This is a genomic window from Streptomyces melanosporofaciens (assembly GCF_900105695.1).
In the GTDB taxonomy this organism is placed as follows: Bacteria; Actinomycetota; Actinomycetes; order Streptomycetales; family Streptomycetaceae; genus Streptomyces; species Streptomyces antimycoticus.
Map to the genome: position 1 here is coordinate 158,862 of NZ_FNST01000002.1, position 19,531 is coordinate 178,392.

The following is a 19,531-nucleotide window of genomic DNA, read 5'->3' on the forward strand; positions in this document are numbered from 1 at the left end:
AAGTCCCTGCTCACTTCGTCTTCTTAGCGCGACCACCGCGCGCCGCCGCCACGGGCCGCCAGGCCCGGATGTCCTCGTCGGTCAGCCCCAGCTCGCCCTGGAGGGCGAGACGGAAGTCGTGGTACGCCTGCGCCGCCGACTGGCCGAAGTCGGGGAGGTACTCGCCGTGCCACTGGTCCAGCCACGGCTGGAGTTCGAGCAGGGCGGCGAGGTACGGGACGAGCTCGTCCTGCGTCAGCTGGTTCTCGTTGAGGTAGCCGACGACGGCCTGCGCCTGCTGGAGGTGGTCCCAGCCCGCCCAGCCGAGGAGGGTGGGGGTCTGTACGTTCTGCGCACCATAGGAGATGAAGCGTTCCTTGGGTACGTCGAGCTTGCCGCGCTGAGCCCAGAAGCTGGTGCGCAGGAAGTCGGCGGAGGTGTACTTGGGCGGCACGGCGGTCGCCTCACGGATCTTCCGCTTCTCTTCCTCGGAGGTGGCGTCGTCCTCCTCACGCTGCCTCTCCCAGGTCCGCTCCCAGTCGGCGCGCTTCTTGAGGCCGGCGGGCTTGTAGCGCAGGGCGGCGGCGGCCGGGACGTGCTGGTCGCTGAACAACTCGGCGAGGGTCTCCGCGAAGTCGGCGCGGGGCGCGTAGAGGCTGAGGACGGCGGCGAAGTCGTCGTCCTCCTGGAGGCGGTCGGTCAGCCGGGGCAGGGAAATGAGCGTGGGCTGGTCGGCACCGTCGAACCACAGCTCACGTTTGGCCTCGATCCGGTCCAGCAGCCAGGCACGGAGCGCCTGCTTCTGCATGGCGTCCCAGCCGTCGGTGGCCCAGCGCCGCTTGTACTCGGGGCGCTCGACCATGCCGATGGCGGAGTTCGACTCCATCATGGCGATGCGCTGGTTGACGATGTCCTTGTAGGCCTGGGGCCAGTGGGCAGGGATCTCGGTGATGGGTGTGGAGTTGTGCCGCGTGAACCACTCGGAGGATGCCTCGCCGCGCTCGATGGCACGGGCCAGCACGATCTCGAAAGTGCGCTCACCGAGGGCGAGAGGCGGGACGTCGGCCGGGTTGGCAGGGCGCAGGTCGATATCGGTGAGGCCGTAGAGGGAGTAGACCTGCCAGTCCAACTCCTCCTGGAGGGCGATCATTTGGGCGCGAGTGGCTTCGTGCGTGGCGCGGGCTTCGCGGAGGGATGCGGCGGTGGGGGTGGCTGCAGTGGCAACGGCGGTGGGGGTGGTGGCGGCGAGTTGCTGGGCGAGGGCGTCAAGTTCGACAGCTAGAGCAGTGGGGTACACCGGCGGGAGGGGAAAATCGCTAACGTTCACCCCATTGAACTGGTAGTTCCATGACCACGGTTGGTCGGCGATGCCGCTGGAGGCAGTGGCGTTCCCTTTGCAGTAACACACCAGTTTCAGCCACACAGCAGCTGTGGAGCTGTTGAGTACACCGAGCAACTGAAGGTGTTCTTCCTCGGTTGCTTCTTCACGCAGCTTGACGAGTGGCGCAGTTCGACTGAACACTTCACCACCCCTACCAAGAACGAAGTGGTTGTGTGTCGCCACCTCACCGAAGGCGATTGACCAACTGCTCGCTTCCGAGTCTTTGGGGATCTGGTGCCATTGCCACCATGAACGTCCCTGAGTGAAGTATGTTTTGCCACCACCCATAGAGCGATTTCCCAGTTCGGTGCGCTGCGACCACAGTCTCTTTGCGATGGAAGGCATCTTGCTGATGTCAACCAGCTTGCGTCGATCGCTGTACGGGTGAATGACGAGATCTCCGGTTTTGAATACGTAATCGCGAACCGTCGATCCGGTCACAATGGGCTCGACGAATTCCCCCTCGGCACACCCTTGCAGAGAGTGAGACGGGTACATAAACGCATCGTCTGCATGCGTATCCCCGTAATATCCGATGCGCAGGACTCGAGACGCAAGCTTTGCTGGACTTAGTGCGTACACACCTTCAAATAGCTCCCGTCCACCGTCAACTAGAATCCACGGCGCCTCGGAAAAGTATCGATCGCGCGAGAGGTCTGCTGTCGAAACCCAGTCACTCTTGACTCCAGGGTAATCAATTTGGTCAACAATCGCCCGCCAGACCAATCCCATCTCCGGATTCTCCGGAGTTGAAGGCTCGCCCTGCACCGACCGCACGGTACGGATCGTGTCGCCACGCCCCTGCGTCCAGTCGCGGTCGCGGCCAATGAGAATCACCGTCGGGGTGCTGTGCCCCGGGATGTACGCGCCGGACGAGTCGATGACCTCGGTCAGTTCCACCTTGTCACGGAAGAAAGACTCGATTAGATCCGTACCAAACTCTCGCTTCATGAAAGAGTTGGCCGTGATCTGGCCGACCATGCCGTACCCCTTGCCGTCACCCCCGCCCTTCTTTGCCAGCTCGAAGAAGCGCTGAGCGAAGGGCACCGACAGCGCGTACGTTCCCTGGCAGGCGTCGTACAACTCCCGGTAGAGTTTGTTGAGTTGCTTGTCTTTGACCGTGATGTACGGCGGGTTGCCCACAACCACGTCGTACCGGCCCTCATCCAGAAGGTACGGGCGCTCCTGAATGTCCTCGGTCGCGTACTTGAACTCGGCCAACGGGTCGGCCTCGGCCGTGAACAGCTGGTCCGTCACCTGCCGCGGCTTGATGAGGGAGTCACCCACCGCCAACTGCATGGGCCAGTCATAGCCTGCAGCCTCCCCCAGCGTCCGCACCCCGGCCGCCGCCATCGCCGCAATCAGCAGCCGGAACCGCGCGATCGCCACGGCGAACGGGTTGATGTCCACCCCGTGCACCGACTCCAGCGCCCCGCGCACCCGCGCATGCGCGTCCAGCTCCGGCCGTCGCGCGGCCCACTCCCGCACCAGTCGCCGGAAAGCGCCGAGCACGAAGTGCCCCGACCCACATGTCGGGTCGATCATCTTCAGGCCCTCGACGCCGCCCCGCTCCCGTACCACCGGGTTCATCGTTCGGTCGAGGATGAACTCCTCCACGAACTCCGGGGTCTGCAGCAGCGCGTAATTCTTCCGGGCGGCCTCGCTCAGGTCCTGGTACAGGTCGCCCAGGAACCGGGTGTCCCACCCCTCCGTCCCGTCGCCGTCGTCCGGCAGCGGGTCCGTGAAGTCGTGGACCAGTACCGACGTCCCCGCCTCGTCGTCCCGCGTCCGCTGCCAGAAGTCCCGCAGCGCCCCCGCCCCCTCGTGCGAGAGCGGAATCTGCCGCAGCGGATTGTGGTCCGAGAACAACAGAGCCCCCGCCGGCCCTTCCGCAAGCTCCTCGAAGGAGCGCTCGAACCAGCCCCGGTACGTGGGGTCCTCGGCCTTGTCCACGTACTCGTCGTACCGCGCCTGCGCGACCTCGCGCCGGGCGATGTCGGGCGCGGTGATGTACGGCTCCGGCACCAGGCCGTTGTCCTCGACGAACCGTACGAAGACGGTTCCGAGCACCCACGCCACCGCCACCTGTGTGATGCGCTCGCCGAGCCAGGACTGCCAGGTCGCCGCCGTACGGCCGACCTTCTTCGATGCTTCGTACTCGGCACGGAGCCGGTCGCGTACCGCGTCCTCCCGCTTCACCTGGCCCTCGAGATCCGTCTCCGCCGCCTTGACCTGTGCCTGCAGGTCGGACAGCAGCGTCTTGCGGTCGATCACGCGGTGGCTCCTTCGAGGGCGTTCGGTTCGTGCATGCGGGTCCAGGACTTGGGAACGGGAATCCACTCCTGCTGGGCCTCGAGGTACGGGACGGGGCGTCCGGCGAGCTTCGGGACGGCGGTCTCGTCGTCCTGGGCGACAAGGACCCACAGGGGGCGACCCCCGCGCCTGGCCAGTGCGGTCAGCCGGTCGAGGACGTGCATGCCGTCGTAACGGGCGAAGACGGCGGCGTCGGTGAGCAGGACGGGGGTCCGGTCGGCGGCGTCAGCCTCGTATCCCGTTGCCAACTCCCCTTCCAACGCTCCCTGTACGGCCTGCCACACCGCCGCCACCAGGTTCGTGAACCCCGTCGGCCGCTGCCCGGCCGGGAGGGCGTCCGCCTTGACGACGACCTCCCACTTCGGCATCGCGCGCCCCGGCGTGAGGTCGCCCCGCAGCCCCTTCAGGAACAACTCGGTCACCGACACCGCCCGCGCCCCGTACTGGCGGTGCAGCTCCCGTCCCACCACCGGGGCGCTGCGCGCGCGCACGGTCAGCACCCGGAACCCGTCGCACCGCGCGGCGCCCGCCAGCTGCGCATCGGCCCGCGCCGCGGTCGACTCCCGATCCAGCGGACCTCCGGTACCGGAACCGCTGCCGCTGAGGGCCGAGGTGTACGACTGGACCGCCTCGAACTTCCGGGGCAGGAACGCCTTCTTGTCGGCTACGTACTTGAGGTCGAACCCCGCCTCGCGCAGCGCCTTGAGCAGCTCCTCGGGCCTGTCCTTCATCCCGGCGAGCGCCGCCAGAGCAGGGAAGCGGTCATTGACCCGTTCGAGGACCTCGCGCAGGGGCAGCCCTGGTTGCTGCTTCTCGGGCAGACCCGGCAGGATGCGGACCAGACCCGCCTGGGTGAGCCGCAGGGCGCGAACAAGGCCCAGGTCGCGCGGGTAGATCTCGAGCCGCGGCGACAGCGCGGCGTTCTGGCTCGCCTGGGCGGCGAGGTTGGCGACGCGCCGGTCGTCCCAGGAGAAGTCACCCTCGGGCAGCCTCACGGCACTCAGCTCGGCGAGGACCGTGCTCGAGCCGGGCAGGGAGTCCCGTCCCGCGAGCCGGTCGGCGGCGTCGCCGAGCCGCTTCACATAGCTCAGCAGCGCGGGTGCGGCCGGGGTGTCGGGGCCGTCGGCTTCGTTGTCGGGGTCGACCTCCAGCGCGAGGAAGCCCGCGCGGCGTACCGGATCGGTCGCCTTGTACGGGGCGAAGTGCAGGAAAGCCCTGTCGTCGCCGGGCAGGTGCTGCTCGCGTTCGATCAGCGCACGCAGCACGGCGAAGGCGGCGGCCCTGCGTACCTCCGGGTCTCCCAGGGAGTAACCGCGGGTGCCGAGCAGCCAGCCGGCGAGGGCGTCCACGGAGGCGACCCGGCCGAGCACGCGGAGCTGCTCCAGAACCGCCGCTCGCGCCTCCAGCAGGCCCTCGTCCTCCGCCCAGCGCTTGCGGAGTTTCTTCAAGTCGCCCGAGATCGACGCCTGGTTGGCGAATCCGACGGCCTGTGCGGCGTCGTACTGCCGCGGCCACACCGGAAGGTCCGGTAGCGTCCCGTCGGCGCCGGGCGCACGCAGCAGCTGCACGGCCACGTCGTGCAGCCGCTTGGTCCGGCCGGCGGCAGGCGGGACGATCCGGGCCAGGAGATGGTCGATGTCCTGGGTGTCGGAGACCACCCCGACGATGCGCTCGAGATGCGCCTCGAGCGGCGTCCTCTCCTCCGGCGACGACTGCGGCTCCGGTTCCGGCTCGGGCCGCGAGCCAAGGCGGGCACGCCACTCCTTCTGCCGGCGCTGGATCTCCGTACGCGTCCGGGCGCCGAGCCCCGGCCGATTGATGAACGTCTGGCTGGCCCGGTCGAGGAACTCACCGACCGTGGTGAGCTTCATGTCCCGCAGGATCGAGTACGCGGACGGCGTCAGACCCGCACGCACCAGAGGAGTGTCACGGGTGGCGACCTCGGCCAGCTGGTCGCGCAGCTCGGCGGTGTCGGCTTCGCCGTCCGGTGCGGAGCTCTGTCCTTGCCGCCTCAGCGACTCGTGTCCGGCGCTGGCGGCCAGCCGCTGCGCGTCCTGGAACACCCTCTGCCAGGACGTCCGCATGTCCCGCAGGTCCTTGTGGCGCTGCTTCGCATTCCTGTTCAACGCCTTGCGGAAGAACTCGGTGAGCCCGTCGCGCAGTTCGTCCTCGAAGCCCTCCGACGCGATCGTCGGGTACGGCCACTCCTTCGGGTCCGTCATCCGCGGGGTGACGGACCCGTCGCCCCACTGTGGCAGCTCGTTCGACGCCATCTGGTGCAGCGTCGTGGCGAGCGCGTACCGCTCCGCGGCGTCGTCGTACAGGTTCCGCATGACCGTGCCGACGAACGGGTCGAGATAACCGGATGTGCCCGCGCCGGTCTCGCGGGCCGAGACGGCGGCCAGCGAGAAGTCGAGGAGCAGAGCCTGTTTGGTGCCGTTGGGACGGATCCGGATCGCGATGTTGTCCGGCTTGATGTCGCGATGCCAGACGCTCTCGCCTTCCAGGTAGTAGAGGGCGTTGAAGAGGTTGTCGCTGTAGCGCTCCAGGTCGTCCATGGTGAGGCGGCCCTGGCGGCCCAGGACGCGCGCCATGGTCTCGTCCCGCGCGGTGCGGTCGTCGCGCTTGTCGTCGGCCTCGGCCTTGATGTTGCCGACGTACTCGGTGGCCAGGACCGTACGCCCGCCCACGGTGAACGTGCCGGGCACGAGCAGCCGGATGATGCTCGAGTCCCGCAGTCGGCCGAGGGTTTCCGCCTCGCGCTGCAACGCCTCCGACTTGTCGTCGTCGAGCGCCACCTTCAGCACCGCGAACGCGTCGTTCTTCCCTTGCTGTTCGTCGAGTACGAGGAGGGCGCGCGCCGTCGAGCCGGTACCGAGGCGGCGGCGTACCCGCCAACGTCCCTGCAACAGCGTGCCGGGCGGGACCTCCAGCGGATCGAGGTCGTCGGCGGGCTCCTCCTGCCGGGGCTGCTCGTCGTCCGGTACGGCGGCGGGCCGGAGGTCCTCGTCGACCGCCGCCAGCATTTCCAGGAAGTCGCCCACCGCGTCCAGCCGCTGGTCCGGCTGCTGGGCGGTGGCGGCATCGATCAGGTCGTCCAGGAACGGCGGGATGCCGTCCTTGACCGCCGACGGGGCGAGCCGCTCGCCCCTCTCCGCGCGAGCCTGCAGCTCCGCGCGGGTCGCGGCGGGAGCGCTGCCGGTGGTGAGCAGATAGGCGAGCGTGCCGATGCCGTACACGTCCATGCGCGCCGGATCGGCCTTCGGAGCGGTCAACTCCGGCGCCAAGTAAGGGTCCGAGGCGTCATCGACGCTTCCGCCCGACACCGTGGACGGCTCCAGGGTCACTCCACTGGAGGTGATCGTACGCGAGGCCAGCTGCCAGTCGGAGACTTGCACCAAGGGCCGCCGCCAGCGCTCCTCCTCGCTCAGTTCACGCCCTGCCGCGCCCTTGGAGCGGGGGATGACATGGATCGAGCGTGGGGTGAGGGCGCGGTGATAGAGCCGCTTGGCGTGCGCGTACTTGATCGCCTCGGCGATCTGGCGGACGAGTGCGAGCCGATCCTCCAGGTCCAGCTTCCCGCCCCACCGGTCGAGGAACTCGTCCAGGTGTAGCCGCTCCGGATGGTGATCGAAGGTGAGCGCCGGGCCCGCTTCATGGTCGGAGGGGTAGTAGTCCCGGATGCGCACCACACCGGGGTGGTGGATCCGCTTCAGTGTGCCGGCCTCCCGCTTCGCCGCCTCGACCAGCGCTTTGCGCGCCTCGCTGCTCGAATTACGGGGCCGCAGATGGACCCGTACCCGCACGGTCTCGGACAGCTGCTCGTGTCTGCCCGCGTAATCGGCCCAGGTGGCACCCGTGTCGAAGGGCCGCTTGTCCAGGATGAACGGGCCGACCTTCGCCTCCCGGACAACCTGCTGGATACCGACCTTCGCGAGCGTCCTGCCGATGTCGACGCTGCCCTGGGACGAGATCCTGAACCGGTCCTCGCGCGGCGGCAGCTGGAGCTCTGCGAGGAGGGCCGGGATGCCGTTGTAGATGTGGGCGTTCAACTCGTGCGGCGGCAGCGCCAGGTCGAGGCCGTCCTCGGTGAAGCACACACCCTCGGTGATGTACACCTTCGCGCCGTACCTGCGCAGCAGGGAAGCCAGTTCCTTGGACTTCTGGTTGGTGAGGCGCAGTGGATCGCCGAGGCCCTTCCCGTACCCGCGTCGGTTCCCCGGCGGGATCTGCACCCACTGGCCGCCACGCCGTTCCACCCGGCCGTGCAGACTCTTCAGCTCGATCATGTGCACGCCACCCGGCGTCACGACCAGGAGATCGACCTCACGAACGTGACCCGTCTGGCTGACGAAGGTGAAGTTGGACCACGCCCGCCACGGACCGTCGTCCCGCAGAGGCGTGAGGATCCTCTCGAGGGCCGCCTGCTCGTGGGGGTACTCGGAAGGAGCGACGGCCGTCCAGCGACCCTTCTTCATCAGCCTGGCTCTCCGATCCCCCGCGCTCTGCCATCAGGGCTGACCCCGGTGGGTGGTGAACGGTTGCACCGAGCAGCTCGTGTCCGCCGTCCCGACAGCCCACCCTGATGGATTGTTAGTTTATTGGATTGTACGGGCGCGATCGCCATCCCCCAGCCCTTTTCCGCTCATCGCGCACAGGGGCCTTTCGGCCCTGCGATCGCGGTACCGAACTCCTCGCGCACACCGACTCCCGGGCAGCAGGAGGGTCAGGTTTGCGAGGATGGTGCCCGTGAATGACGTACGTGGTCAGGTCAGCGCCGTACGGCGACGAGGCGTCGTGGACGCACTGCGGCGGGGAGCCGTGCCCGAGCAGGGGCTCGATCTGCTCGCGACCGGCCTCGACCGGTTCACCCCCGCTTTGGACGAGGAGCTGGAAACCGTCGCAGGCGGCGGCTCTGTCTTCAAAGCGGTGCGCGGCGAGTACGGCTCCGGCAAGACGTTCTTCACCCGGTGGCTCGCCGAGCGCGGCAAGGCCCGCGGGTTCGCCGTCTGCGAGATCCAGGTGTCGGAGAACGAGACGCCGCTGCACAAGCTCGAAACCGTCTACCGACGGCTCATCGAGCGGCTCACCACCGCGGCCTTTCCACCCAGCGCGCTTCAGCAGGTTGTCGACGGCTGGTTCTACGCATTGGAGGAGGACGCCCTTGCCGACGGTGTCGCCAAGGACGCGCTCGCCGACGCCGTGGACCGTTTGATGTCGGCACGGCTCGCCGAGGTCTCCCGGCACGCGCCGGCCTTCGCCGCCGCGCTGCGCGGCTACCGACAGGCGCTCGAAGCCGGCGACGATACATCGGCCGCCGCCGTCCTCGCCTGGCTCGGCGGCCAGCCACACGTGTCCGCCGCGGCGCGCAAGGCGGCCGGGGTGCGTGGTGACCTCGACCACTTCGGAGCCCTCGGCTTCCTCCAAGGACTCCTCACTGTCCTGCGCGACACCGGTCACGCCGGCCTCGTCGTCGTACTCGACGAGGTGGAGACGCTGCAGCGGGTCCGCTCCGACGGCCGCGACAAGGCCCTCAACGCGCTGCGCCAGCTCATCGACGAGGTGCACTCCGGACGGTTCCCCGGCCTCTATTTGGTGATCACCGGCACCCCGGCCTTCTACGACGGGCCGCAGGGTGTGCAGCGACTCGCCCCCTCGCGCAGCGGCTCGCCACCGACTTCTCGACCGACCCGCGCTTCGACAACCCGCGCGCCGTACAGATCCGGTTGCCGGGCTTCACCGGGGAGCGCCTCGTCCAGCTCGGGCTTAAGGTCCGGGACCTGTACGCCGCCGGAGCAGGCGATCCGGTACGGATCCGGGAGGTGGCCGACGAGGCTTACATCGGCGACCTCGCCAAGGCCGTCGGCGGGCACCTGGGCGGGAAGGTCGGCGTCGCCCCGCGGATCTTCCTGAAGAAGCTCGTCGGGGACGTCCTCGACCGGATCGACCAGTTCGAGGAGTTCGACCCGCGGATCCACTACCAACTCACCGTTTCCCGGAACGAGTTGACGGATGTAGAACGCAACGCGGCGGCCGCCGACGACATCGGCCTGGAGCTGTGATGGCATCGGACCGGGCGGAGCGCCCAGATGCGGTGGATCGCCTGCATCCCGTACTCCTGCACCACATCGTCAACACCCTCGGCTGGCCCGACCTGCGCCCCCTGCAGAAGGCCGCCATCGACCCGCTGATGGACGGCGAGGACACCGTGCTGCTCGCCCCTACCGCGGGCGGCAAGACCGAGGCGGCCTCCTTCCCGCTGCTCGCGGCCATGGAAAACAGCGACTGGCAGGGCACGTCGGTGCTCTACCTCGCCCCCCTCAAAGCTCTCCTCAACAACCTCGAACCGCGCCTCGAGACCTACGCGGGATGGCTGGGCCGTACGGCAGGGCTGTGGCACGGCGACACCAGGGAATCCGCCCGCAAGCGGATGAGGGTCGAAAGCCCCGACATCCTCCTGACCACCCCCGAATCTCTCGAAGCGCAGCTCATCAGCAAGAAGACCGACCACAAGCACATACTCGGCGGGGTGCGGGCCGTGGTCGTCGACGAGGTGCACGCCTTTGCATCGGACGACCGCGGCTGGCACCTGCTCGCCGTGCTCGAACGCCTCGAGCGCCTCGTAGGGCGGCGCATCCAGCGCATCGGTCTGTCCGCCACCGTCGGCAACCCCGAGGACCTGCTGCACTGGCTGCAAGGGGCACAACCACACGAGCGCACGGGCCGCGTCGTCGCACCCGGCGTTCATCTCAAGGCGCCCGAAGGAAACACCCCACCACCCGGCGACATCGAACTCGACTACGTGGGCTCCCTCGACAACGCGGCCAGACTCATCTCCCTCCTCCACGGCGGCGAAAAGCGTCTCGTCTTCTGCGACTCCCGCGCATCGGTCGAGGAACTCGGTGAAAAACTCCGCCTCCGCGGCGTGACGACGCATCTCTCCCACTCCTCCCTCTCCCTCGACGAGCGGCGCCGCTCCGAAGAAGCCTTCGCCGAGGCCCGCGACTGCGTGATCGTCTCCACCTCGACCCTTGAACTCGGCATCGACGTGGGTGACTTGGACCGGGTCATCCAGATCGGCGCGCCTGACACCGTCGCCGCCTTCCTGCAACGCCTGGGCCGCACGGGACGGCGCACCGGGACCATACGCAATGCCCTCTTCCTCGCCACCGAAGAGGCCGCCCTCCTGAAAGCCGCAGCACTGCTCCTGCTGTGGGGCCGCCACTGGATCGAGCCCGTCGTCCCGCCGCCACAGCCGCGCCACCTCGTCGCCCAGCAGATTCTCGCCGCGGCCCTGCAGCAGCACACACTCGGCGACCGCACCTGGCACGAGGAGTGGAACGGTCTCGCCCCCTTCGACAGGAGCGCGACGCCGATCATGAAGTACCTGGTCGGCGGGGGCTTCCTCGACACCGACGAAGGGCTCCTCTTCATCGGCCCCCAGGCCGAGAAGCACTTCGGCCGCCGCCACTTCATGGCCCTCACCGCGGCCTTCACCGCCCCGCCGCAGTTCACCGTCTACTTCGGCCGCAAGGACCTCGGCACCATCGACCCCCGGCTTCTGCTCGAACAGCGTGAGGGGCCGCGCCTGCTGCTCCTCGGCGGACGCAGCTGGCAGGTCGGCCATGTCGACTTCAACCGCAGACGTGCCTTCGTCGAACCCGCCGAAGGCGGCGGCCGCGCCCGCTGGGACAGCTACGGGCTCAGCGGCCTCTCCTTCCCGCTCACCCGCGCCATGCGCGACGTACTCCTCGGCGCGAACCCGCCCGTCCGCCTCACCCGGCGCGCACAAGCACGCCTCGCCGAACTCCGCGAGAACCGCGCCGCGCACGTCGACGCGCACGGGACACTCCTGCTCCGCGAGGGCGACAAACTCGAGTGGTGGACCTGGGCCGGTTTCCGCGCCAACGCCACTCTCATCGCCTCCCTCGGGGCCCTCGCCGACCCCGTACAACAGCCCGACGACGCCCGGATCCGCCTCAGTGCGGCAACGACACCGCAGAGTTGGCAGGCTGCCCGCGCCGACCTCGCCGACCGCCTGGTCCTACCCGAGGTCAACCCCCGCGCCGTACAGGGCCTGAAGTTCTCGGCCGCCCTGCCCGAGCACCTCGCCGCACGCACCGTCGCCGCCCGTCTGGCGGACTTCGACGGGGCCCGGTTTGTCCTTGACGAGGCGGTGCGCTGGGAGACACGGCAGTGACGGGGCGGCGGCTCAACCGCCGGGCAGGCTCCGCACGACGTACGTCATGTGCTGCAGGTTGCCCGCCTCCCCCCGAGCAGGCGACCCACCTCGGCCGGGCCCTCCTGGTCCTCACTCGAAGCGAGACCCTCCGCGGCCCGCAGACGATCACGGACTGAAGAGCAGCCCCTGACCAGCACGAGCGCCCCTGACGAGACTCACGCCAGCCCCGCCGACCTGCATGAATCAGGATGAAACGAGTTCACTGGCCGCTCTGGTTCTGTGGGCCAGCCGAGTTGGCTGCCTCGCCTGCTGCCGAGCTGAGCCAGGGGGCGATGGAGCGGTCGTTGCTGAGGTCTGTGCGGTCAGCCACGGCAGCAATCACATAACGGTGAGAAATCTGGTTGGACTCGTAACGCAAGCCGTGGCTGATGCCGGGGATACACGGCTTGGCGCCCACCCCGCTCTGGGTGCACCACGTGGTGAGATTCCAGCGTGCGCCGCCGTTGATGTAGTTGTACATGTCCTCGGCCGTGGCCGCATCTGGGAACGGGAACACCTGGATCGACACCAGGACGGGGTTGTCGGGCGTGGAGTGTGGGCCGGGCTGCTCAAGGTAGACGCCGGTCATCACCCGCTTACACCCACGGGCCGTCAGCTCCTTGACCACGTCGCTGTGGTGGCGAGTGCGTGGAGGAGTCCGGGTCCGACCTCGGCCCAGCCGATCAGAAGGACTGGGCCGACCGCGTCGAAGGCGGCCTTGCCCAGGTCTCCTGCGATCAGCGGGTCGGCCGTGTTCAGTGCCAGGGTCATGCCGCTGGAGAGCACCAGCAACCGCCGGGCCGGACGCAACTGGTCCACCGGTGCACCGTGCAGGGCGAGGTACCGGATACCGAGCAGCAGGCCGAGGATGGACAGGTCGACCGCCGGGGCGACCAGGGGTGCCACCCATGGTGGCACTGCGGGTGCCGATAAATCATCCACGCAGATCGGGAGACTGATCGCGGATCTCCAGTTCTCCTCGACCTTCACGCCGGGTGCCTTCACCCGCTCAGGGTCCTGGCGGCATCATGATCTGTCGTGCTGCTGCGCCTGGCCTACCTCACCGCGACCAACGCCCTTGCCTTCCTACGCCTCCTGCCGATGAGCGACAGAGACAAGGACATCGAGATCCTCGTACTCCGGCACCAACTGCTCGTCCTCCAGCGCCAGGTCGGCAAACCGGCCCTCACCGACAGCGACCGCGCCATCCTCGCCGGCCTGCTCCACCACCTCCCCAAAGACAGACTGCGGCACCTTCTGCTGCTGGTCCGCCCCGACACAGTGTTGCGCTGGCATCGCAATCTGCTCAGGCGACGCCATGCCACGACCTGCGTACCCAAGCGACGCGGACGCCCACGCACCATCCGATCGATCCGCGCCCTGACCCTGCGCCTGGCCAGGGAAAATGCCTCGTGGGGATATCGCCGGATCCACGGCGAACTCGCCGCACTGGGGATCAGGGTCGCCGCCTCCACTGTCTGGGAGATCCTCCGCGAGCATGGCGTCCCGCCCGCACCCGCACGGCAGAGCACCACCTGGGCCGACTTTCTCCGCAGCCAGGCCAAGGCTCTTCTCGCCTGCAATCTGTTCGAAGTCCGCACTCTGACGGGGGCGCGCCTCTACGTCTTCGCTGTCATCGAGCACACCACCCGTCGCATCCGGATCCTCGGCGCCACGGCACACCCCACCGCGGAGTGGATCGTGCAGCTCGGACGCAACCTGCTGATGGATCTCGAGGACGCGGGTGCGAGGGCACGGTTCCTGATCCGCGACCGGGACTCGAAGTTCACAACTCCTTCGACGTCCTCATGGCCGATGCCGGTCTCAAGGTCGTCACCACCGGTATTCGGATACCACGGATGAACTCGGTCATGGAGCGCTGGATACAGACCTGCCGCACCGAACTCCTGGACCGGACCTTGATCTGGAACCAGAGCCACCTCCTCCACGCACTGCGCGAGTACGAATCCTTCTACAACGAGCACCGCCCGCACAGGGCCCTGGAACAAGCCGCTCCATGCCGCCCACTACCCGCACCCATCACCCAACAAGCCCAACTCGCCCACCTGAAAATCGACCGACGAGACCGACTCGGCGGAACCCTCCACGAGTACGGACGTGCCGCATGACCAGGCCGGATGTTTTATCGGCACCCACAATCCTCCGCGAATATCAACGTGTGGCGTGACCTACACGGATGAGGTTTCCGGCAAAGGCAACGTCGGCATAGGGTTCTCGTCGATCAGCGCGCCAGGCTCACTCACCGATGCCATCGCTCTTGCCCGCTTGGCACACTTTTTCTTCCAGCGAGACACCTCTGCGGACTGTCTCGCTGCGGCGCCACAGAGCCGGATACGGCGCTCGCGCCCTGGGAGTGCCCCATCTGCCGGCAAACACCAAGGGGCTTTACCGCTCCTTGGCGCAGGCCGCCTACGGCGACCAGGATGCCCGCGTGCCCACCGCCTGCGGAAACCGACCCGGAGAGATCACCAGCAGCCCTCCGTTCCCCTGTCGCATGGGGAGCGCGGCTCCGTGCTCCCACCCCGAAAGGGGGGTCGGGAGCCGACAAGGGGCCTTATGCCTCTCGATGCCCAGAGCATCCGAAATCAATAGGGTGACGCCAGGGGCCTACGGTTGACGACGGCGCGCAGGGGCGCGGTACGGCGCTGTAGGTCTACCGGATCGGGTGACGGACGAATCGGGCACCGTTGACACGTCTGCGAGTTGGGAGCACGAGGGCTCCCGGAGGGCTCCCCATTGCTCCCAGCCCGGAAACGGTTAAGGCCGCTTCCGCTACCCACGGAAACGGCCTCCGACCTGCGAAAACGCTGGTCGGGACGACAGGATTTGAACCTGCGACCCCTTGACCCCCAGTCGGGTCGAGCCTGAGCGGCGTGCTCCGGTCCGTTCTCCCAGGTCGCGCTGACGCACAATCAGCCGAGTAAAGGAGTCCGCCCTTTTCGGCCTCTGCGTCCCGAGGTGCCTGGGATCTGGCATCATGACCGGGCGTCGCATATGCACAGTATACGCCCGAAGTCACACCCAGCACAGGCCCAAACTCCCCACCGCACGCGCTGCAGCTCACCAGGCAGAAACACACTTCTCACCAGGCTGGACGTATTTTTCGCCATCCACAAGGTCCTGCTCCACCCAGATGCACTTGCCGTCGCGGAGGTAGCGAGTCCCCCACCGCTGTGAGAGTGCGGCTACCAGTTGCAGGCCCCGGCCGCCTTCGTCGGCGTACCCGGCGCGGCGGATGCGGGGTGTGGTGTGGCTCCCGTCGTAGACCTCGCAGATGAGTGACCGACTCAGCAGGAGGCGCAGACGCAACGGGCCCGTGGCGTGCCGGACGACGTTGCTGATCAATTCGCTGACCAGCAGCTCGGTGGTCAGCGTCAGGTCGTCCAGTCCCCAGGCGGTGAGCTGCTCGCGGACGTAGTCACGTGCCTGACCCGCTGCGCGGGGATCCTCGGGCAGGGAGCAGGAGGCGACATGGTCGGCGGGCGTTCCCCGGGTGTGGGCGATGAGCAGGGCGGCGTCGTCGTTCGTCTGCTCACCGTTCGGCAGGAGCGTGGAGACCACTGTGTCGCACAGCTGGTCGAGACGACAGGTGTCGTCGTCGTTCTGAGGGGTGGAGAAATATGAGGCGCCGGCTACGGCGGAGGCCAGGATCTGCTGGAGCTGCGCCAGCCCCTGATCGATGTCCCGGGCCGCGGACTCGACAAGGCCGTCGGTGCAGAGCACCAGCAGGCTCTGTTCCGGCAAGTGCAGGTCGTGAAGGGTGAAGGGCGGCTCGGCGGCACCCAGCGGCGGGTCGACAGTCCCGACGGGGCAGTGGACCGTGCCGTCGGGATGGACAACGACCGGCGGAGGATGCCCGGCCAGTGTGTAGGAGCAGACCCTGGTGACCGGGTCGAACACGGCGTACAGGCAGGTCGCGAAGACGTCGGGGCCGAGATCGCGGATGAGCTCGTTCAGGCGGCCGAGCAGTTCGTCCGACTCCATGTCCAGATCGGCGAGCGTGCGCACGGCCGTGCGCAGTCGCCCCATGGTGGCGGCTTCGGTGATGCCGTGCCCCATGACATCACCGACCACCAGGGCCACCCTGTCTCCCGAGAGCTGGATGAGGTCATACCAGTCCCCTCCGACGGCGTCACCCCTGCCTGCGGGCAGGTAGCGGGCAACAGCGGACACCGCGGCAGCAGAGGGCAGAGCCGTAGGAAGCAGGCCACGCTGGAGTGCCCGCGCACGGGCATGCTCCAGATCGTACAAACGGGCCCGCTCCAGCGCCTGGGCGACCAGCCCGCTGACGGCGGTGAGCAGAGTGCGTTCGTCCTCACTGAAGGACCGGGGACGGGAAAAAGACACGACACAGCACCCGGCCGCGCGCCCGGAGGCGATGAGGGGCAGGAACACCCACGCCTGCTTCGGTGACGCCATCACCACGGCATCGAGTTCGGGGTACAGACTGACGAAGTCGGCGGGCGACTCGATGAACCGGGGGATACGGGTGCGGAGGGCATCGGTGACCGCGCTGTTGGCCGCAAGTGGCAGTCCATCGACGCGGCGCAGGAAATCTTGGGTGTATCCCACGGAACCGACCACGCGGAGATAACCCTCCTCAAGGGACTCCACGATCAGACCAGCGGCGCCGAACGGCGGCAGGACGTGCTCCGCGACGGCCCGGACCACGTCCGCGGATGCCACCGCTTCAGCGAGCGCCAACGTCAGTTCGCTCATCCGGTCCGTACGTACGTCCGCCATCAGCCCCTCTGGCGGACTCTCGTCGGTGACATCGGCGAAGGAAACCGCCAGCCCATCGCCGGGGGCGGGCGCGAGCCGTACGTGGTACAGGCGCCGGCCGACCGGCCAGCGCAGGTGAAAACCAGTCGGTCTGCCTTCGGCACGGGTCCGCCGGCACTGTGTTTCCAAGGAAGACAACCGGCTCCCGGCGACCTCCCACAGGACGGTCCCGACGACGGACCGGCCCTTACCCAGGAGACGTTCGGCCGCGTCGTTGGCGAAGGTGATCCTCCAGTCACCGTCGACGGTCAGGAATCCGTCGCTCATGGCGCGGAGCGTTCGCAGGTGCGCCCCCGGCAGGGTCGGCTGCTGATGACCTGCCCGCCCTTGCTGCGTGTCGCGGTCCGAATCCCTCATGCGGTCGCATCCTCAGATGCCACATCGCCACCCGGTGAGTTTCCCACCGTCGGGCCTTTCCGAACCAACAGTAGCCGACCAGTGCGCGGATCTCGTCATGGTGGGGAGGCGGATGTGCCGACTGAGCCGAACGAGGTTGCCATGGCGTTAACCGAGGGCGGCCCAGACCAGCGCATAGTCGGTGGTGAAACCGCACTCCAGCACGTACTCACGGCCGTCGAAGGCACGGATCCCGATGGCTAGCGAAGCCGGGGCGACGCCGCCGTCGGCGTACCGCCAGGTCAGCCCTCACCGACTACTGGGCCGGGCGACGTCAGACACAAGCCAGCGCCCTCGGACGCCTGCGAGCCCTCGGGGCTTGCTTGAGCGGTGTGCTCGGACAATGGGCCCCACACTCTGAGGGGGACCGCCGCAGCAATGCGGCGGTCCTACCCGACCAGACCGTGAAGAACGAGTGCGGCCTGGATCAGTACGAGGTCCGCCGGTATCCGGGCTGCTATCGGCATATCACCCTGGCCATGCTTGCCCACGCGTTCCTGGCCGCGGTGGCGGCCCAGCCCATCGGAAGGGGGCCGGAGAAACGTCCGACCACCCTCGTTCTCCTCATCGTGGGAGAAGCACGGCGACTTCTGGATGTTCCCCATCCCCGGACCGGAAGGTCATGGCCACCAGACCTGAGGTCGGCATGGGTCCCAAAACAGGGCCCCTGACCAGGGCAAATGGAGAATCGTGACTGGGGCGCTAGCTCGCTGGGCAGACGACGAAGTTGGTAAAGCCGCCCGCTCCGCTGTTGTCGACTTGGGAGATCGCCTCGTTGACCGCGTCGAGGGGGTACTGGCGGTGTTCAAACACAGACAGGTCGAGCGCGTGGACCGCAGTCAGGTCCGACATGGCCTGTCCCTCGCTGGGCGTGAACCAGCATGAGCCGATGAGGGACTGTTGCTGATCCATCATGGAGTGGACGTCGATGGGCACCTCGCCGGCGATCGCCCCGATGTTGACCGCGCGCCCTCCGCGGGCCAGAGACCGCATTCCGCCGAGGAAGGTACTGTGGGGCGCCCCGGGACCGAGGGCGTCAATGTACATGTCAACGCCTCGGCCGCCGGTCTCCTCCGCGATCCAGTCGTCGACGGGACCGTCGTGTAGGGAGTGGGTCTCAATGCGACCCGGACAGAGGGCCTGGACGCGGTCGAGCAGGGCGCGATCGCGTCCGGTGCCGTAGATCTTGGTCACTCCCATGTGCGGGGCGAGCAGAGCCGCGCCGATTCCAAGGGTGCCGTTGATGCCGTTGACCAGCAGGGGACTGCCCGGTTCCGGGGCCAGCTTGCGCAGGGCGGCGTACATGGTGCCGAGGTAGCCGAACCGGGCGGCTGATTCGAATGCGAGATCGTCGGGCAGCCTGACCAGGGCGTACTGCGGAGCGATCATGTACTCGGCGAGGCCACCGGGATAGCGGTCGAGCAGTTGGGGTGAGGACGGCGTGAACCCGAAGTAGCCGGCGAAGCAGAAACTTTCACAGGTGGTCATGTATCCGTCACGGCATGACCGGCATGTGGTGCAGACGCGGCCGGGATTGACGTAAACGCGCTCGCCGACGTCGACGCCCTCGACGTTCGGGCCTACGGCGTCGACGATGCCCGCCGGGTCCAGGCCGAAGACGGCCGGCAGGGTCGGCAGCGGGTTCTGGGGGAACCAGGTGGTCCAGTTGCTCAACACGTTGGCCAGGTTGGGCACGACGTTGCAGGCCCGTACCGAGACGCGAACCTCGCCCGGTCCAGGTTCGGGAACGGGCAGGTTCTCGATCTCCATCGCCTTGCCTACGGCGTGCATGCGCGCTGCGCGCATCGTTGCGGCGGTCATGACTGCTCCTCCGGCCGGTTGTCGGTGTGTTGCCCGTCCCGGGCATGTGCGGTACATGGGACGCCGACCAGGACGAACAGCGTCGTGGCGGGGTCCATGCCAGGGTTGCGCCAGGCGTGCCGGGTTCCGTTCTGCACGACGACGTCTCCGGCCGTGAGCTGCGCGGTCCGTCCGTCGCTCAGATCGAGGACGAAGTGCCCGTTCAGCACGACGCGGTAGTCGACGGAATCGGTGCGGTGCACGCCGGGGTCGTCCGTTTCGAACAGTTCGGCCAGCCCGGGCAGGATGTGCAGCTGTTCCGCTTGGGCGGCGGCGGGGTCCAAATCGGGGCCGACCATGACGCTGTCGGGCGGGAAGCTCACGGTGAGCACGCGGGTCTCGCCGAGCGCGGGGACGTACGAGCCGGTGGTGGGCGTCGGATCGCTGACGTCACTGCCGACCGTGGTGTCCGTTGATGTCGCCCAGACCAGCGACACGGCGAAGCCGGGGACATGCTTGCTGTGACACCCACGCCGGCCGTGCTCCACCGGGCCCATCCGGTGCACTCGCACTGTGACGGATGCACAATTTGGCGACACGGTAGCGGACCACCTGCACATTGCCCTCGACAACCGCCT

General features: G+C 67.9%; 8 protein-coding genes and 3 pseudogenes. 4 read left to right on the forward strand and 7 right to left on the reverse strand.

From position 1 onward, the window contains the following. Positions 1-10 precede the first annotated feature (10 nt). Both pglX and pglW read right to left on the reverse strand, forming a co-directional pair. Positions 11-3,634, reverse strand: coding sequence for a BREX-2 system adenine-specific DNA-methyltransferase PglX (gene pglX / locus BLV72_RS03385; protein WP_093460197.1), 3,624 nt, complete (start codon positions 3,632-3,634; stop codon positions 11-13). Beyond that, a complete protein-coding gene (gene pglW / locus BLV72_RS03390; protein ID WP_093460198.1) occupies positions 3,631-8,151 on the reverse strand; it encodes a BREX system serine/threonine kinase PglW in 4,521 nt (1,506 codons plus the stop codon). The genes pglX and pglW overlap by 4 nt, the downstream gene beginning before the upstream one ends. A gap of 262 nt (positions 8,152-8,413) precedes the next feature. On the opposite strand from pglW, the pseudogene brxD reads away from it, so the two are divergent. Further along, positions 8,414-9,735: pseudogene (brxD, locus tag BLV72_RS03395) on the forward strand (BREX system ATP-binding protein BrxD). After that, positions 9,735-11,873 (forward strand): DEAD/DEAH box helicase, encoded by a 2,139-nt coding sequence (locus BLV72_RS03400; protein WP_093460199.1) that lies wholly within the window; start codon positions 9,735-9,737, stop codon positions 11,871-11,873. The pseudogene brxD and the gene BLV72_RS03400 overlap by 1 nt, the downstream one beginning before the upstream one ends. A gap of 241 nt (positions 11,874-12,114) precedes the next feature. Here the strand turns inward: BLV72_RS03400 and BLV72_RS03405 are convergent, their stop codons facing one another. Together BLV72_RS03405 and BLV72_RS03410 are read right to left on the reverse strand one after the other, a co-directional pair. Then, a complete protein-coding gene (locus tag BLV72_RS03405) occupies positions 12,115-12,522 on the reverse strand; it encodes a hypothetical protein (protein WP_167746291.1) in 408 nt (135 codons plus the stop codon). Beyond that, positions 12,507-12,800: a hypothetical protein gene (locus tag BLV72_RS03410; protein ID WP_208905513.1), complete on the reverse strand. Its 294-nt coding sequence runs from the start codon at positions 12,798-12,800 to the stop codon at positions 12,507-12,509. The genes BLV72_RS03405 and BLV72_RS03410 overlap by 16 nt, the downstream gene beginning before the upstream one ends. Positions 12,801-12,932: 132 nt before the next feature. Here BLV72_RS03410 and BLV72_RS03420 point away from each other — a divergent pair. After that, positions 12,933-14,023, forward strand: a pseudogene (locus BLV72_RS03420) (integrase core domain-containing protein). Between the two features lie 952 nt (positions 14,024-14,975). Here the strand turns inward: BLV72_RS03420 and BLV72_RS03425 are convergent. Continuing rightward, positions 14,976-16,964 (reverse strand): SpoIIE family protein phosphatase, encoded by a 1,989-nt coding sequence (locus tag BLV72_RS03425; protein WP_244320626.1) that lies wholly within the window; start codon positions 16,962-16,964, stop codon positions 14,976-14,978. A 527-nt stretch (positions 16,965-17,491) separates the two neighbouring features. Between BLV72_RS03425 and BLV72_RS49525 the strand changes: the two are divergent. Beyond that, positions 17,492-17,764 (forward strand): annotated as a pseudogene (locus BLV72_RS49525) (hypothetical protein); the annotation flags it as partial. Positions 17,765-17,795: 31 nt separating this feature from the next. On the opposite strand, the gene BLV72_RS03435 reads toward BLV72_RS49525, so the two are convergent. Continuing rightward, on the reverse strand, positions 17,796-18,914 hold the full coding sequence (locus BLV72_RS03435; RefSeq protein ID WP_167746292.1) for an alcohol dehydrogenase catalytic domain-containing protein: 1,119 nt from the start codon (positions 18,912-18,914) through the stop codon (positions 17,796-17,798). Next, positions 18,911-19,450 carry a cupin domain-containing protein gene (locus tag BLV72_RS49530; protein WP_244320627.1) on the reverse strand — a complete coding sequence of 180 codons (540 nt, stop codon included), beginning with the start codon at positions 19,448-19,450 and terminating at the stop codon, positions 18,911-18,913. The genes BLV72_RS03435 and BLV72_RS49530 overlap by 4 nt, the downstream gene beginning before the upstream one ends. Positions 19,451-19,531: the final 81 nt, after the last annotated feature.

Bases quoted from the DNA above. Each gene is read 5' to 3' on its own strand.
- pglW (WP_093460198.1), bottom strand. From the start codon at position 8,151: ATGAAGAAGGGTCGCTGGACGGCCGTCGCTCCTTCCGAGTACCCCCAC.
- BLV72_RS03435 (WP_167746292.1), bottom strand. From the start codon at position 18,914: ATGACCGCCGCAACGATGCGCGCAGCGCGCATGCACGCCGTAGGCAAG.
- BLV72_RS49530 (WP_244320627.1), bottom strand. From the start codon at position 19,450: ATGGGCCCGGTGGAGCACGGCCGGCGTGGGTGTCACAGCAAGCATGTC.
- BLV72_RS03400 (WP_093460199.1), top strand. From the start codon at position 9,735: ATGGCATCGGACCGGGCGGAGCGCCCAGATGCGGTGGATCGCCTGCAT.
- BLV72_RS03425 (WP_244320626.1), bottom strand. From the start codon at position 16,964: ATGAGCGACGGATTCCTGACCGTCGACGGTGACTGGAGGATCACCTTC.